The following is a 13,872-nucleotide window of genomic DNA, read 5'->3' as shown; positions in this document are numbered from 1 at the left end:
TTACGGCAGGTTGCGCGCCATCACGATGCGCTGGACCTGGTTGGTGCCCTCGTAGATCTGCGTGATCTTGGCGTCCCGCATCATCCGCTCGACCGGGTAGTCACGGGTGTAGCCGTAGCCGCCGAGCAGCTGGACGGCGTCGACCGTGACCTCCATGGCGACGTCCGAGGCGAAGCACTTGGCGGCGGCGCCCTGGAAGGTGAGGTCGCTGTCCCCGCGCTCGGACTTGGCGGCCGCCGCGTAGGTGAGCTGGCGGGCGGCCTCCACCTTCATCGCCATGTCGGCCAGCATGAACTGGACGCCCTGGAAGTCGGCGATGGCCTTGCCGAACTGCTTGCGCTCCTGGACGTACCCCTTGGCGTAGTCCAGCGCGCCCTGGGCGATGCCCAGCGCCTGGGCGGCGATGGTGATGCGGGTGTGGTCCAGGGTCTTCATCGCGGTGGCGAAGCCGGTGCCCTCGGCGCCGATCATGCGGTCGGCGGGGATCCGGACGTTGTCGAGGTAGACCTCGCGGGTCGGGGAGCCCTTGATGCCGAGCTTCTTCTCCGGGGCGCCGAAGGAGACGCCCTCGTCGGACTTCTCCACGACGAAGGCGGAGATGCCCTTGGAGCGCTTCTCGGGGTCGGTGACGGCCATCACCGTGTAGTACTCGGAGACCCCGGCGTTGGTGATCCAGCGCTTCACACCGTTGAGCACGTAGAAGTCGCCGTCGCGTACGGCCTTGGTCTTCATGCCCGCCGCGTCCGAGCCCGCGTCCGGCTCGGAGAGGCAGTACGAGAACATCGCGTCGCCCTTGGCGAGCGGGCCCAGGTACTTCTTCTTCAGCTCCTCGGAGCCGGAGAGGACGACGGGCAGCGAGCCCAGCTTGTTGACCGCGGGGATCAGCGAGGAGGAGCAGCAGACCCGGGCGACCTCCTCGATGACGATCACGGTGGCCAGGGCGTCCGCGCCCGCGCCGCCGTAGGACTCGGGGACGTGCACCGCGTGCAGGTCATTGGCGACGAGCGCCTCCAGCGCCTCCTGCGGGAAGCGGCCCTCCTCGTCGACCTCGGTCGCGAACGGGGCGATTTTCGCCTCGGCCAGGGAGCGGACGGAGTCGCGGAGCATGTCGTGCTCCTCGGACGGCCGGTACAGGTCGAAGTCATTCACCGAGGACCCCAAGTTCTCCACTCCCCTGAACGTGCTAACTACCGTTAAGTAACTGAATTCTAGGGGCGTCGCGCCAACAGGTATACGTGAGGTTGCCGACAGCCTCGGCTGGGGCTCGGTCCCCTGCCCCGACTATGCTCAGTCAGCGCATCTGTGACCGAAGCTCTGGAGCCCCCCATGCCCCTCAAAATCACAGTGATCGGTACCGGCTACCTCGGCGCCACGCACGCCGCGGCCATGGCCGAGCTGGGATTCGAGGTACTGGGTCTGGACATCGTCCCCGAGAAGATCGCGATGCTCTCGGCGGGCAGAGTCCCGATGTACGAACCGGGCCTGGAGGACCTGCTGCGGCGTCATGTCGCGGGGATCGAGGGCGCGACCGGGCGGCTGCGCTTCACCAGCTCCTACGAGGAGGCGGGTGAGTTCGGCGATGTCCACTTCATCTGTGTGAACACCCCGCAGAAGCACGGCGAGTACGCCTGTGACATGAGTTACGTCGACTCCGCCGTGGAATCGCTCGCCCCGCATCTGCGCCGCCCGGCGCTGGTCGTCGGCAAGTCCACGGTGCCGGTGGGCAGCGCGGACCGGCTGGCCGCCCGGCTGGCGGAGCTGGCCCCGGTGGGCGGCGACGCGGAGCTGGCCTGGAACCCGGAGTTCCTGCGCGAGGGCTTCGCCGTCCAGGACACCCTGCACCCGGACCGGATCGTGGTCGGCGTCACCAGCGAGCGGGCCGAGAAGCAACTGCGCGAGGTGTACACCACGCCCATCGCCGAGGGCTCGCCGTTCGTCGTCACCGACTACCCGACCGCCGAGCTGGTGAAGACCTCGGCGAACTCCTTCCTCGCCACCAAGATCTCCTTCATCAACGCCATGGCCGAGGTCTGTGAGGCCGCGGGCGGCGATGTGGTGAAGCTGGCCGAGGCCATCGGCCATGACGAGCGCATCGGGAAGAAGTTCCTGCGCGCCGGGATCGGCTTCGGCGGCGGCTGTCTGCCCAAGGACATCCGGGCGTTCATGGCGCGCGCCGGTGAGCTGGGCGCCGACCAGGCGCTCACCTTCCTGCGCGAGGTGGACTCGATCAACATGCGGCGCCGTGGCCATATGGTCGAGCTGGCCCGCGAGGCCGTGGGCGGCAGCTTCCTCGGCAAGCGGGTCGCGGTGCTGGGCGCGACCTTCAAGCCGGACTCGGACGACGTACGGGACTCCCCCGCGCTCAACGTGGCCGGACAGATACAGCTCCAGGGTGCCCAGGTCACCGTCTTCGACCCCAAGGGGATGGACAACGCCCGCGCCCTCTTCCCGACCCTGGCCTACGCGCCGAGCGCGCTGGAGGCGGCGCGGGGCGCCCATGCGGTGCTGCACCTCACCGAGTGGCGCGAGTTCCGTGAGCTGGACCCGGCCGGGCTCGGCGAGGCGGTCGCCGAGCGCCGCGTCCTGGACGGACGGAACGCCCTGGACCCGGACCGCTGGCGCGAGGCGGGCTGGCTCTACCGGGCACTGGGCCGCCCCCTGGCCTGAGGGCCTTGAGCGGAGCGCCACTGCGGGCGTACGCGTTTTCTGAACGTCCTTGCGGCGCCGCCGGGTTCGGTCCCGGCGGCGCCGTCCGGCTATCCGGCCGCCGGGCCGTCCAGCTGCTCGATCGTGGCCACCGACGGGCCCCGGGACTCCCGCAGCCCACTCGCCACATCCTCCGCGGAGCGCAGCGTACGGACCGCGTTCTGCCAGGTCAGCTTGGCGAGATCGGCGGGTGTCCAGCGGCGGTCCAGCAGTTCGGCGATGAGGTTCGGATAGCCGGTGACATCGGCGAGGTCGTCGGGGGTGAAGGCGGTGCCGTCGAAGTCGCCGCCGATGCCGATGTGGTCGATGCCCGCCGCCTCGCGCATATGGTCCAGATGGTCGGCGACATGGGCCGCGGTGGCCCTCGGGCGCGGATTGGCCTCCTCGAAGGCGCGGTGGACCGCTATCCCTGCCTCCGACATCTCCAGCGGATGCAGTCCGTGGGCGCGCATGTTCTCGTCGGCCGCCTGGGTCCAGGCGACCGCCTCTTGCAGGACGAACTTGGGCACGAAGGTGACCATCGCCACCCCGCCGTTGGCGGGCAGCAACTCCAGTACGTCGTCGGGGATGTTGCGCGGATGGTCGCATACGGCGCGGGCGGAGGAGTGCGAGAAGACCACGGGCGCCTCGGTGACCCGGAGCGCGTCGCGCATGGTGTCGGCCGAGACATGGGAGAGGTCGACGAGCATGCCGAGCCGGTTCATCTCCCGGACGACCTCCTCGCCGAAGCGGGTGAGGCCGTTGGCGCGCGGCTCGTCGGTCGCCGAGTCCGCCCACGGGATGTTGTCGTTGTGGGTGAGCGTCATATAGCGCACCCCGAGGTCGTACAGGGCGCGCAGGGTGGCCAGGGAGCAGTTGATGCTGTGGCCGCCCTCGGCGCCCATGAGGGAGGCGATCCGGCCTTCGGCCCGCGCCGTCTCCATGTCCTCGGCGGTGAGCGCCGGACGCAGCTGGTCGGGGTGGGCCGCGGTGAACCGGCGGACCACATCGATCTGCTCGAGGGTGGCGCTGACGGCGGTGTCCCCGCTGAAGTCCGAGCGGACGTAGACCGACCAGAACTGGGCGCCGACGCCTCCCGCGCGCAGCCGCGGCAGGTCGGTGTGGGTGTAGGCGCTCAGATCGGTGGCGATATCGCGTCGGTCGAGGTCGTAGCGGACCTGCTCACGCAGGGCCCACGGAAGGTCGTTGTGGCCGTCGACCACGGGGTGGGTGGTCAGCAGTTCACGGGCTTGCGCGAGACGATCGGTCATCGTCACATCTTGCAATGTTGAATGACCGAAGTCACGCCTCATCAGATCGGCAGCTGATCAGGTGCCGATCAAGTGTTGATCACTTGCCGAAGCCGAAGGAGCCCGCCCCGTTCACCTTGGCCCGCAGCCGCTTGCCCTTCTCCGTGGCCTGCTGGTTCAGCTCCTCCTGGAACTCCCGCATCCGGCCCTGGAGCTCGGCGTCATGGGCGGCCAGGATCCGGGCGGCCAGCAGTCCGGCGTTACGGGCACCGCCGACCGAGACCGTGGCCACCGGCACCCCGGCCGGCATCTGCACGATGGAGAGCAGCGAGTCCATCCCGTCCAGGTACTTCAGCGGCACGGGAACGCCGATCACCGGAAGCGGGGTGACCGAGGCCAGCATGCCCGGCAGATGGGCGGCGCCGCCCGCGCCCGCGATGATCGCCTTGAGGCCGCGGGGTGCCGCGTTCTCCCCGTACGCGACCATCTCGTGCGGCATCCGGTGGGCGGAGACCACATCCACCTCGTACGGGATCTCGAACTCGTCGAGAGCCTTGGCCGCCTCTTCCATGACGGGCCAGTCGGAGTCCGACCCCATGACGATGCCGATCGCGGGAGCGCTCATTCGGTGATGGTCCCTCTGAGGTAGTCGGCGGCGTGGCGGCCGCGCTCACGCACGTCGGCCAGATCGTCGCCATAGGTGTTGACGTGACCGACCTTGCGTCCGGGCTTCACGTCCTTGCCGTACATATGGATCTTCAGCCCTGGATCGCGCGCCATGCAATGGAGATACGCCCCGTACATGTCGGGGAAGTCGCCGCCGAGGACATTGGTCATCACGGTCCACCGCGCCCGCGGGCGCGGATCGCCGAGCGGAAGGTCGAGCACGGCGCGCACATGGTTGGCGAACTGCGAGGTGACGGCGCCGTCCTGGGTCCAGTGGCCGGAGTTGTGCGGGCGCATCGCCAGCTCGTTGACCAGCAGCCGCCCGTCCCGGGTCTCGAAGAGCTCCACCGCCAGATGCCCGACGACGCCCAGCTCGGACGCGATCCGCAGGGCCAGCTCCTGGGCCTGGGCGGACAGCTCGCCGGACAGTCCGGGGGCGGGGGCGATCACCGTGTCGCACACCCCGTCGACCTGGATGGACTCCACCACGGGGTAGGCCACCGCCTGACCGTGCGGGGACCTCACCACATTGGCCGCCAGCTCTCGGCTGAAGTCGACCATCTCCTCGGCGAGGACGGGCACCCCGGCGCGGAACGGATCGGCCGCGTCCGCGGCGTCGCGGACCACCCATACGCCCTTGCCGTCGTAGCCACCGCGCACCGTCTTGAGGACGACGGGGAAGCCGTCGCCCTCCTCGGCGAACCGCGCCACGTCCGTGGGATCCGTCACGATGCGATGGCGGGGACAGGGCACCCCGGCCGCGCGCAGCCGCTCCCGCATCACGCCCTTGTCCTGGGCATGGAGCAGTGCCTCGACCCCGGGGCGGATGACCACCCCGTCCGCCTCGAGGGTCCGCAGATGCTCCGCCGGGACATGCTCATGATCGAAGGTGATCACATCGCAGCCTTGTGCGAACGCACGAAGGGTCTCGAGGTCGCGGTAGTCACCGATGACCACATCGCTGACCACCTGGGCTGCCGAGTCCTGAGGAGTGTCGCTGAGCAGCTTGAACCTGATACCGAGGGGGATGCCCGCCTCATGGGTCATACGGGCGAGCTGACCGCCGCCGACCATGCCGACTACCGGGAATGTCACTCTCCCAGAGTAGCTGCCCCGCCCGGGGCCGCCCCGGGGGTGCCCCTGGACGATCCTCCAAGGCCCCGCGCTCGGCCGCACCGGACGCGGCCGGATAACGGGCTCGTACGAAGACTGTGAGAAAGATTCCGTCCGGAGGCTCCCGCAGGCGGGCCGCCGGGCCGCTGGTTAGCATGGGGGGTCTGTTGACAAAGCCGACGGACGGGGCTGAACGATCACCATGAGCGAACGGCGCACACTCGGCGGGCTACGCGCCCAAGTGGGGCAACTCTCCCGCGAGATCGCGAAGTTCGGGGTGGTCGGCGGGGCCGGCGTCTTCGTCAATCTCGCGGTGTTCAACCTGGTCCGGCACCTCACCGATCTTCCCGTGGTGCGGGCCAGCATCGTGGCCACGGTGGTGGCGACCGGCTTCAATTACCTGGGATACCGCTACTTCACCTACCGGGACCGGGACAAGCAGGGGCGCACCAAGGAGCTCAGCCTCTTCCTGCTGTTCAGCGCGATCGGCCTGATCATCGAGAACGGTGTGCTCTACACGGCCACCTACGGCTTCGGCTGGGACAGCCAGCTCCAGAGCAATGTGTTCAAGTTCCTCGGCATCGGAGTGGCCACCCTCTTCCGCTTCTGGTCCTACCGGACCTGGGTGTTCCGGGCGATGCCCGCCCGGGGGACCGTCGAGAGCGCGGAATCCTTTCTTTCCGGGGCACCGCCCGCCCAGACCACCCGCAAGCAGCCGGTCCGGAAGTAGTCAGTCAGCCCGGACGTCAGCGGTCCGCACACCGCGGCGAGCAGCCCTGACCGGGCGGTCAGGATTCGCCCTGGTCCTCGGCCTCGCGGCTGAGGAAGAGCGCGAAAACCGGTGGATGCTGTTGCAGCAGCTCCAGCCGTCCGCCGTCGGCCTCGGCCAGGTCGCGGGCGACCGCGAGCCCGAGCCCGGTGGAGTTCCGTCCGCTGACCGTCCGCTCGAAGACCCGCGCGCCGAGGTCGGGGGAGACGCCAGGACCCTCGTCGGAGACCTCGACCACGGCCTGATTGCCGGTGACCCGGGTACGCAGGGCGACCGTGCCGTCCCCGTGCATCAGTGAGTTCTCGATCAGGGTGGCCAGCACCTGGGCGACCGCGCCCGGGGTGCCGACCGCCCGCAGCCCCTTCTTGCCCGAGCGCACGATGGCGCGGCCCTCGCTGCGGGAGGCCGGGCGCCACTCCTCGATCTGCTGCTTGACCACCTCGTCGAGATCGAAGGCGACCGCGGAGCCGCTGCGCGGATCACGGGAGTTGGTCAGCAGCCGCTGCACCACATCGGTGAGCCGCTCGACCTGGCTCAGCGCGATGGTGGCCTCCTCCTTGATCGTCTCCGGGTCGTCATTGACCGTGATCTCCTCCAGCCGCATGGACAGCGCCGTCAGCGGGGTCCGCAGCTGGTGCGAGGCGTCGGCGGCCAGCCGCCGCTCGGCGGTGAGCATCCGGGCGATGCGCTCGGCGCTGGAGTCCAGCACATCGGCGACCCGGTCCAGCTCCGGCACCCCGTAACGGCGATGGCGCGGCCGGGGGTCGCCCGAGCCCAGCCGCTCTGCGGTCTCGGCGAGATCGGTGAGCGGGGCGGAGAGCCGCCGGGCCTGCCGTACGGCGAGCAGCACGGCGGCGAGCACCGCGAGCAGCGCCACCGCCAGGATGATCAGCACGGTGCGGCCGATCTCCCGGCTCACTGTGGAGCGGGACTCCTCGACCCGCACCACTTCGCCCTGCTCGCCCTTCTCCTCGGAAGAGATGACGCTGCCGCCGGGCCGCTTGCCGATCTCCACCGTGGGGTGGTCCGGGATCCTGATCACGGCGTAGCGGCCGGGCTCGATCTGCTCGCGCAGCACCTTGGCGGTGACGCCCTCACCGCCCAGCAGTCTGCCGTCGACGATGCTGACCAGCCGCACCGCATCGGAGCTCACGCTCTCCTGGGCGCTGTTCTCGATGGTCCGCGTCTCCACGACGAGCAGCGAAAGACCGAAGACCGCGATGACAACGAGCACCACGGCGAGGGTGGAGTTGATCAGCCGACGGCGCATGGTCCTACCGTCTCAGCCACCATCAGCTCTTCTCGAAACGGAAGCCGACGCCCCGGACGGTGGCGATATAGCGGGGGTTGGCGGCGTCGTCCCCGAGCTTCTTGCGCAGCCAGGAGATATGCATGTCGAGGGTCTTGGTCGAGGACCACCACGTGGTGTCCCACACCTCGCGCATCAACTGGTCGCGGGTGACAACCCGGCCGGCGTCCCGGACCAGGACGCGCAGCAGGTCGAACTCCTTCGCCGTGAGCTGGAGCTCCTCGTCCCCCATCCAGGCACGGTGCGACTCCACATCGATCCGCACCCCGTGGGTGGACGGCGCCTGCGCCGGGGTCTCGACCGCGCCGCGCCGCAGCAGCGCCCGGACCCGGGCGAGCAGTTCGGCGAGGCGGAAGGGCTTGGTCACATAGTCGTCGGCGCCCGCGTCCAGCCCGACCACCGTGTCCACCTCGTCCGCGCGGGCGGTGAGCACCAGAACCGGGAAGCCATGACCCTCGGTGCGCAGCCGGCGGCAGACTTCGAGACCGTCCATCCCCGGCAGGCCGAGGTCGAGGACAATCAGATCGATACCCCCTTGCAGCCCGGCGTCGAGCGCGGTGGGTCCGTCCTCCCGCACCTCGACTTCGTACCCCTCACGGCGCAGGGCGCGTGCGAGCGGCTCCGAGATGGATGCGTCATCCTCGGCGAGCAGTACTCGGGTCATGGGGGTGATGGTAGTCCGCCGAGGTCGGAGCAGGGGGCGCGCACGGGGCTACAGCCGGGGCACGGAGGGTTGCGCACCCCTTGCGTGACGTATGTCTCATCCCCTCCGGGGGGTGGGGGGAGCGTGTGTAGAGTGAACGATCGTTTGCAGCTCTTTCGGGGACCTTTGGCCGCTACGCGCCGCCGAAGGTCTCTGTCGTGTCCTGAGCCGGACAGGGCGACCGAACTGACCACCGAGCGCCTCCTGACCACACAAGGAACCCCCCATGGCGTCCAGCCTCACGAAGGGCGCCACCGCGCAGGGAACCCCTGCCAGCGGTGGCAAGACCTTCTTCGGCCACCCGCGTGGCCTCGCCACTCTCTTCATGACCGAGATGTGGGAACGCTTCAGCTACTACGGCATGAGAGCCCTGCTCGTCGTCTATCTGATCTCCGGCGGCCCGGATGCCAAGAAGGGCAGTCAGGGCGGTGGCCTCGCGATGACCGAGGTCAACGCGGTTGCCATCTACTCGGTCTATCTGGCGCTGGTCTATCTACTGGCCATGCCCGGCGGCTGGTTCGGCGACCGGGTCTGGGGCCCGCGGCGGACGGTGGCCATCGCCGCCGGTGTGATCATGACGGGCCATCTGGCGCTCGCCGTACCCGGTGAGGGGCCCTTCTTCGCCGGTCTCGCCCTGGTCGCCCTGGGGTCGGGGCTGCTGAAGGCCAACATCTCCACGATGGTCGGCCAGCTCTACGACGGTCCCCAGGACCCGCGCCGGGACGGCGGCTTCACCATCTTCTACATCGGCATCAACGTGGGTGGCTTCGCCGCTCCGCTGGTGATCGGCACCGTCGGCCAGAGCTACAACTGGCACCTGGGCTTCGCGCTCGCCGCGCTCGGCATGGCGCTGGGCCTGGCGCAGTTCCTGATCGGCACCCGCCACCTCAGCCCGCAGAGCAGTGTCGTACCGACGCCGCTGGCGGCCGAGGAGCGCCGGGCCTGGCTGCGCAAGGGCCTGATCTGGCTGATCGTGGCCACGGTCTTCTACGGCGCGGTGGTCCTCAGCGGCAACTGGACGCTGAACTGGGCCCTGGTCCCGATCACCCTCCTGGGACTGATCATCCCCACCGGCGTGCTGATCCGGATCAAGCTCGACCGGGAGCTGTCGGCCGTCGAGCAGACCAAGGTCAGCGGCTACATCTGGTTCTTCGTGGCCGCGGCCGTGTTCTGGATGATCTTTGACCAGGGCGGCTCCACGATGTCCGCCTTCGCCGAGAAGAAGACCGCCGACAACATCTTCGGGCTGCACTTCCCGTCCTCGTGGTTCCAGTCGGTGAACCCGCTGTGGGTGATGGCCCTCGCCCCGGTCTTCGCCTGGCTGTGGCTGTGGCTGGCCCGGCGCGACCGGGAGCCCAACACCACGGTGAAGTTCTCGCTGGCCCTGGTCCTGATCGGCGCGTCCTTCTTCGTCTTCGTGGTGCCGATGGCGATGGCCTCGGACGGCAGCACCGTCAGCCCGATGTGGCTGGTGTCGATCTACATGATCCAGACGATGGGTGAGCTGTGCCTCTCGCCGGTCGGCCTGTCGGTGACCACCAAGATGGCTCCGGAGAAGTACGCGAGTCAGATGATGGGTGTGTGGTTCCTCGCGGTGACCGCCGGTGACTGCATCACGGGCCTGCTGTCCATCGCGGGTGTCGACATGAGCGGCACAGGCGTGATCGCGCTGGAGGCGAGCCTCGCGGCGCTGGCCGGATTCGCGGTCTTCATGTACCGCAAGAAGATCGTGGCCCTCATGGCCGACGTGCGCTGAGGCCGTTTCACGGCCCATGGTGTGAGGGGCCCGGCGCGGAACGACCGCGCCGGGCCCCTCAGCCGTTCCCCTCAGCCGTTCGCGGGATCCGGTCAGCGGGTGCCGCGCAGCTTGCGCCACGGGGTGAGGGTGAAGACCGCGCCGCCCAGCAGGACGGAGGTACCGGCGATCAGGGCGAGCGCCTTCAGCCCGCCGTGGTCGCTCGCACCGGTCTCGGCCAGCCCGCCGCTGGTGCCGCCGGACGAACTGCCGCCGGTGCCACCGGACGTACCGCCCGAGGTGCCGCCCGAGGTCCCACCGGAACCGCCGGAGGTGCCACCGGACGTACCGCCGGGCTGGGCCGTGGTGTCCAGCTCCAGCGAGGCGCCGGGGTCCTTGACCGGGGTGCAGGTGGTGGTCGTACCGAGCGCCTTGACCGTCAGCACACCCGGGGTGAGCGTCGACTTGCCGCCGGCGCCCGGCTTGTAGGTGCCGGTGAGGTCCGGAATCTCGATCGGTTCACCGGACTTGATGGGCCCCTTGTTGGTCGGCCCCTCCACGGCGACCGTGCCCTTGTCGGCACCGCCGACCTTCACCGCCATCGAGGGCTTGACGGAGTTGGCGGGGATGTCGGCCGGGCTGTTCATCACGGACTTGCCGAACTTCACGGTGAGGTCGAAGTTCCCGCCCTTCTTGGTGGCGTTGATCTGGACCGGGGAAGTGGCTTCCTTGTCGCCGATGGGGGTCTTGCACTTGTAGTCGACGTCCACCTGCTTACCGGTCTGGGTGTCGCCCCCGCCGCCACCGCCGCCGGTCGTCGAACCACCGGTCGTGGAGCCGCCGGTGGTGGTCCCGCCCGTGGTGGTCCCGCCGGTCGTCGTGCCACCGGTCGTGGTCCCGCCCGTGGTCGTACCCCCCGTGGTGCCACCGGTGGTCGTACCGCCGGTCGTCGTGCCACCGGTCGTGGTTCCGCCCGTGGTGGAGCCGCCGCCGTCCGTCACCTTGATGGTGGCGGCGGCCTTGACCGTCTCCTTGGCCGAGCACTTGGTGTCCGTGGAGATCGGCTTGCTGACGTTGATGTTGTACGCGCCGGGCGTCAGCGTCACCTCCCCGGCCTTCGTCAGCTTCAGCTTGGCCTTCATGTCGGACAGCTTCATCGGACTGTCCTTGGGGATCGGCGGATTCTCCCGCGCCCCCTCCATCGCCAGATCGCCGGTCTGCGCCCCGCCCACCGTGATGGTGCCGGTGGGCTTCACGGTGTCCTTCTCCAGATCGAGGATGGGCGGGTTCTTGGAAGCGGCCTGCACCGTCTTCCACACCACCTCGACCTCGTCGCCGACCTTGGCCGTGGCCGGGGCCTGTACGTCCACGGTCGTGGTGCCCCGCACCGGCGGCATACCGGAGATCGGCGGCGGCAGGCACTCGGTCTTGTACGAGACCTCGGCGCCGTGTGCGGTGCTTGCGCCGAACAGCACGCCCGCACCGCCGAGCACCAGCGCGGCGGTGGCCGCGCCTACTCTTCGTTGCGTACTCACGTCGATCCTTTCGGGGTCGGTCGGTCGTTCTCGGACGGTGCGGAAGGGTGTTGCGTCTGCGACCCCGGCAGCGTGTCCGGGGTGAACCAGGGCAGGGACGGATCGTCGCCGGAGCGGCCGGTACGGGCAGGGTCGGCGCGGGTGCCGTGGGTACGGGAGCGGCGGGTGCGGGCGTGGGCGCCCGCCGTCGCCGGACGCGGCCGCACCTTGTCCACGACGGCCATACCGATCCGGAAGACCGCCGCCGGGATCACCACACAGAGCAGGATCCAGAAGAGCGTGACGCCCCACGGCCGCGCGACCGTCCACGGCTGCTCGACCAGCAGCTTGCTGCCGTACTTCAGCGAGACGACATAGTCGCCATGGGCCCCGGCCGACAGTTCGACCTCCAGCTTGACCTGGGCCTTCTTCCCCGGCTTGATGGTCCCCCGCCACTGCCGCTCCTCCCACGAGGGCGCGAAGACACCGTGCGAGGCACCCACCCGGAAGACCGGGTCGCGGGCCGGAGTCGAGCCGAGATTGGCGACCGTGACCACGAGCTTCCGGCTCGGGGGCGCACCGAACCAGGTCAGCACCCCGCTCGAACCGTCCAGCCGCGCCGAGAGGACGCTGAGCCGTTCACCGCCGGTGCGCTCCTTCGGCAGGGGCTTCACCGGATGTCCGGCGACGCGGAACTCCGCGTCGGCGGAGGCGGCTTCACCGGTGACGGTCGCGGCATGGACGACGCAGGGGCAGGGCTTGGGCGGATCGGCGACCGGCAGTTTTCGTCGGAAGGTTCCGTCCTTCCCGGTGGTGACCGCCCTGCCGTCGGAATTGGCGCAGGAGTTGGTGCCGCCGATCATGTTCTGTCCGCAGATGAGCAGAGTGAGCAGCGCCTTCGGCCGCCAGCCGTGACCGGTCACGGTGATCGAGCCGCCGGTGCCCGCCTCTCGCCGGGAGACCGCGACGGTCGGTCCGTCGGAGGCCGCGGTGGCACGGCCGGTGAACGGTACGACGAGGGTGCCGAGGAGCAGGGCGAGGACCACGAGCGTCGGTCGTGCGCGATGCTGTTTCATTCCTCCGCTCCTGCCCCCGCTCCCGCCCCCGCGACGGCGGCTTCCGGCTCCGGTGCGGCCGACTCCGGTGCCGTCGACTCCGGTAGGGCCGCTTCCGGTACGGCCGCTTCCGGTACGGCCGCTTCCGGTACGCGCCGTCGTCGCCGCCACAGCCACGCGCCCGCGCCGGTGCCCGCGCCCAGTGCCCCGACCGCCGCCGGGACGAGCAGCCACAGCGGTACGGCGGTGTAGGTGGTGGACGCCGCGTCGTACGCTCCGCCGCCCGCGGTGACCGTGAGTTTCACCGCCACCCGGTCGACGGGAGGCGGATCGGGCCACTTCTCGGTGAGCCGCACCCGGCGGCCGGGGGCCAGTTCGACGGGCAGCGTGCGGGCGTCCCGGCGCAGCACCGCGCCGAAGAGCCCCTCGGCGCGTACCGCGAGCCGTGGAGTGAGCGCGGTGGTGCCGCGGTTGACCAGGGCGTAACGGATGGCCGCCACGTCGCCGTGCCGCTCGACGCGGACGTCCTCCACGGAGAGCGCCGTCATGGTGGGCCCGTTGACCCGCAGATGAGTCCGTACCGCGATCTCGCGGCCGCCGCCGGAGACCCGGACCGCGCCGGAGCGCTCGCCGGGTGCCGCGTCGGCGGGGACGGTGACGGTGAGCGGGACATCGGCGCGGGTGCGGGGCGGCACCTTCACGGTGTGCTCGGCGAGTGAGACCCGGATGCCGCCGGTGCCGCGCAGCCGGACGGTGCGGGGCCGGGTGCTCTCGTTGGTGACCGCGAGGGTGTCGTGGAGGACGGTGCCGGGGCCGCCCTCCAGATAGAAGTAGGCCCGGTCGCCCGCGCCCGGCGCGTTTCCACCGCCGGGCGCGGGCGCCGCCGACCAGCTGTGTCCCCCGGGCCCGGCGGGGGCCGCGGTGGCCGCGGTGGCCGCTGCCGTGGGGAAGAGCGCGAGGGTCAGCAGAGGGGCGGTCAGTAGCGCGGCGGCGCGGGTGCGGACGCGGACGACGGTGTGGGTACCAGACGGCATCGGCGGCTCCTTGGGTGCTCGTCCTCGTGCGGCCCGGCC

Annotated in this window: 12 protein-coding genes; 3 read left to right on the top strand and 9 right to left on the bottom strand. The window is 70.1% G+C overall.

Going from position 1 to position 13,872, the window contains the following annotated elements:
• A complete protein-coding gene (locus AC4BEG_RS20800; RefSeq protein WP_490707149.1) occupies positions 1-1,107 on the bottom strand; it encodes an acyl-CoA dehydrogenase family protein in 1,107 nt (368 codons plus the stop codon).
• A 219-nt stretch (positions 1,108-1,326) separates the two neighbouring features.
• Between AC4BEG_RS20800 and AC4BEG_RS20795 the strand changes: the two genes are divergently transcribed.
• On the top strand, positions 1,327-2,667 hold the full coding sequence (locus AC4BEG_RS20795) for a UDP-glucose dehydrogenase family protein (RefSeq protein ID WP_490701253.1): 1,341 nt from the start codon (positions 1,327-1,329) through the stop codon (positions 2,665-2,667).
• A gap of 89 nt (positions 2,668-2,756) precedes the next feature.
• Here the strand turns inward: AC4BEG_RS20795 and AC4BEG_RS20790 are convergent, their stop codons facing one another.
• The 3 genes from AC4BEG_RS20790 to AC4BEG_RS20780 form a co-directional block, all read right to left on the bottom strand.
• Positions 2,757-3,956: a dipeptidase gene (locus tag AC4BEG_RS20790; protein WP_490701252.1), complete on the bottom strand. Its 1,200-nt coding sequence runs from the start codon at positions 3,954-3,956 to the stop codon at positions 2,757-2,759.
• A 79-nt stretch (positions 3,957-4,035) separates the two neighbouring features.
• A complete protein-coding gene (purE, locus tag AC4BEG_RS20785; protein ID WP_490701251.1) occupies positions 4,036-4,560 on the bottom strand; it encodes a 5-(carboxyamino)imidazole ribonucleotide mutase in 525 nt (174 codons plus the stop codon).
• Entirely contained in the window at positions 4,557-5,675 is a 1,119-nt protein-coding gene (locus tag AC4BEG_RS20780) for a 5-(carboxyamino)imidazole ribonucleotide synthase (RefSeq protein ID WP_490707148.1), read from the bottom strand. Before AC4BEG_RS20780 ends, purE begins: the two co-directional genes overlap by 4 nt.
• 241 nt (positions 5,676-5,916) lie before the next feature.
• Here AC4BEG_RS20780 and AC4BEG_RS20775 point away from each other — a divergent pair, with 241 nt between their 5' ends.
• Positions 5,917-6,444, top strand: coding sequence for a GtrA family protein (locus AC4BEG_RS20775; RefSeq protein WP_490701250.1), 528 nt, complete (start codon positions 5,917-5,919; stop codon positions 6,442-6,444).
• A 58-nt stretch (positions 6,445-6,502) separates the two neighbouring features.
• Here AC4BEG_RS20775 and AC4BEG_RS20770 read toward each other — a convergent pair whose 3' ends face one another.
• Both AC4BEG_RS20770 and AC4BEG_RS20765 read right to left on the bottom strand, forming a co-directional pair.
• Positions 6,503-7,753, bottom strand: a complete 1,251-nt coding sequence (locus AC4BEG_RS20770) for an ATP-binding protein (RefSeq protein WP_490701249.1) — start codon at positions 7,751-7,753, stop codon at positions 6,503-6,505.
• Positions 7,754-7,775: 22 nt separating this feature from the next.
• Entirely contained in the window at positions 7,776-8,456 is a 681-nt protein-coding gene (locus AC4BEG_RS20765; protein WP_490701248.1) for a response regulator transcription factor, read from the bottom strand.
• Between the two features lie 265 nt (positions 8,457-8,721).
• Here AC4BEG_RS20765 and AC4BEG_RS20760 point away from each other — a divergent pair, with 265 nt between their 5' ends.
• Positions 8,722-10,251 (top strand): peptide MFS transporter, encoded by a 1,530-nt coding sequence (locus tag AC4BEG_RS20760; protein ID WP_490701247.1) that lies wholly within the window; start codon positions 8,722-8,724, stop codon positions 10,249-10,251.
• A 92-nt stretch (positions 10,252-10,343) separates the two neighbouring features.
• On the opposite strand, the gene AC4BEG_RS20755 is transcribed toward AC4BEG_RS20760, so the two are convergent.
• Genes AC4BEG_RS20755 through AC4BEG_RS20745 form a run of 3 tightly spaced genes read right to left on the bottom strand, consistent with a single transcriptional unit; the run spans position 10,344 to position 13,833 of the window.
• Positions 10,344-11,765, bottom strand: a complete 1,422-nt coding sequence (locus AC4BEG_RS20755; RefSeq protein ID WP_490701246.1) for a hypothetical protein — start codon at positions 11,763-11,765, stop codon at positions 10,344-10,346.
• Positions 11,762-12,820 carry a hypothetical protein gene (locus AC4BEG_RS20750; RefSeq protein ID WP_490701245.1) on the bottom strand — a complete coding sequence of 353 codons (1,059 nt, stop codon included), beginning with the start codon at positions 12,818-12,820 and terminating at the stop codon, positions 11,762-11,764. The genes AC4BEG_RS20755 and AC4BEG_RS20750 overlap by 4 nt, the downstream gene beginning before the upstream one ends.
• Complete coding sequence (locus AC4BEG_RS20745) at positions 12,817-13,833, bottom strand: COG1470 family protein (protein WP_490701244.1); 1,017 nt, start codon at positions 13,831-13,833, stop codon at positions 12,817-12,819. The genes AC4BEG_RS20750 and AC4BEG_RS20745 overlap by 4 nt, the downstream gene beginning before the upstream one ends.
• Between the last annotated feature and the right edge of the window lie 39 nt (positions 13,834-13,872).

Source organism: Streptomyces sp. JLBJ103 (genome assembly GCF_058215575.1).
The sequence above is the reverse complement of the archived record's forward strand: the minus strand, read 5'-3'. Positions and strand labels throughout refer to the sequence as shown.

Coding starts and splice junctions, on each gene's coding strand:
- AC4BEG_RS20770 (WP_490701249.1), bottom strand. CDS start 7,753: ATGCGCCGTCGGCTGATCAACTCCACCCTCGCCGTGGTGCTCGTTGTC.
- AC4BEG_RS20775 (WP_490701250.1), top strand. CDS start 5,917: ATGAGCGAACGGCGCACACTCGGCGGGCTACGCGCCCAAGTGGGGCAA.
- AC4BEG_RS20750 (WP_490701245.1), bottom strand. CDS start 12,820: ATGAAACAGCATCGCGCACGACCGACGCTCGTGGTCCTCGCCCTGCTC.
- AC4BEG_RS20745 (WP_490701244.1), bottom strand. CDS start 13,833: ATGCCGTCTGGTACCCACACCGTCGTCCGCGTCCGCACCCGCGCCGCC.
- AC4BEG_RS20795 (WP_490701253.1), top strand. CDS start 1,327: ATGCCCCTCAAAATCACAGTGATCGGTACCGGCTACCTCGGCGCCACG.
- AC4BEG_RS20765 (WP_490701248.1), bottom strand. CDS start 8,456: ATGACCCGAGTACTGCTCGCCGAGGATGACGCATCCATCTCGGAGCCG.
- AC4BEG_RS20800 (WP_490707149.1), bottom strand. CDS start 1,107: ATGCTCCGCGACTCCGTCCGCTCCCTGGCCGAGGCGAAAATCGCCCCG.
- AC4BEG_RS20790 (WP_490701252.1), bottom strand. CDS start 3,956: ATGACCGATCGTCTCGCGCAAGCCCGTGAACTGCTGACCACCCACCCC.
- purE (WP_490701251.1), bottom strand. CDS start 4,560: ATGAGCGCTCCCGCGATCGGCATCGTCATGGGGTCGGACTCCGACTGG.
- AC4BEG_RS20780 (WP_490707148.1), bottom strand. CDS start 5,675: ATGGTCGGCGGCGGTCAGCTCGCCCGTATGACCCATGAGGCGGGCATC.
- AC4BEG_RS20760 (WP_490701247.1), top strand. CDS start 8,722: ATGGCGTCCAGCCTCACGAAGGGCGCCACCGCGCAGGGAACCCCTGCC.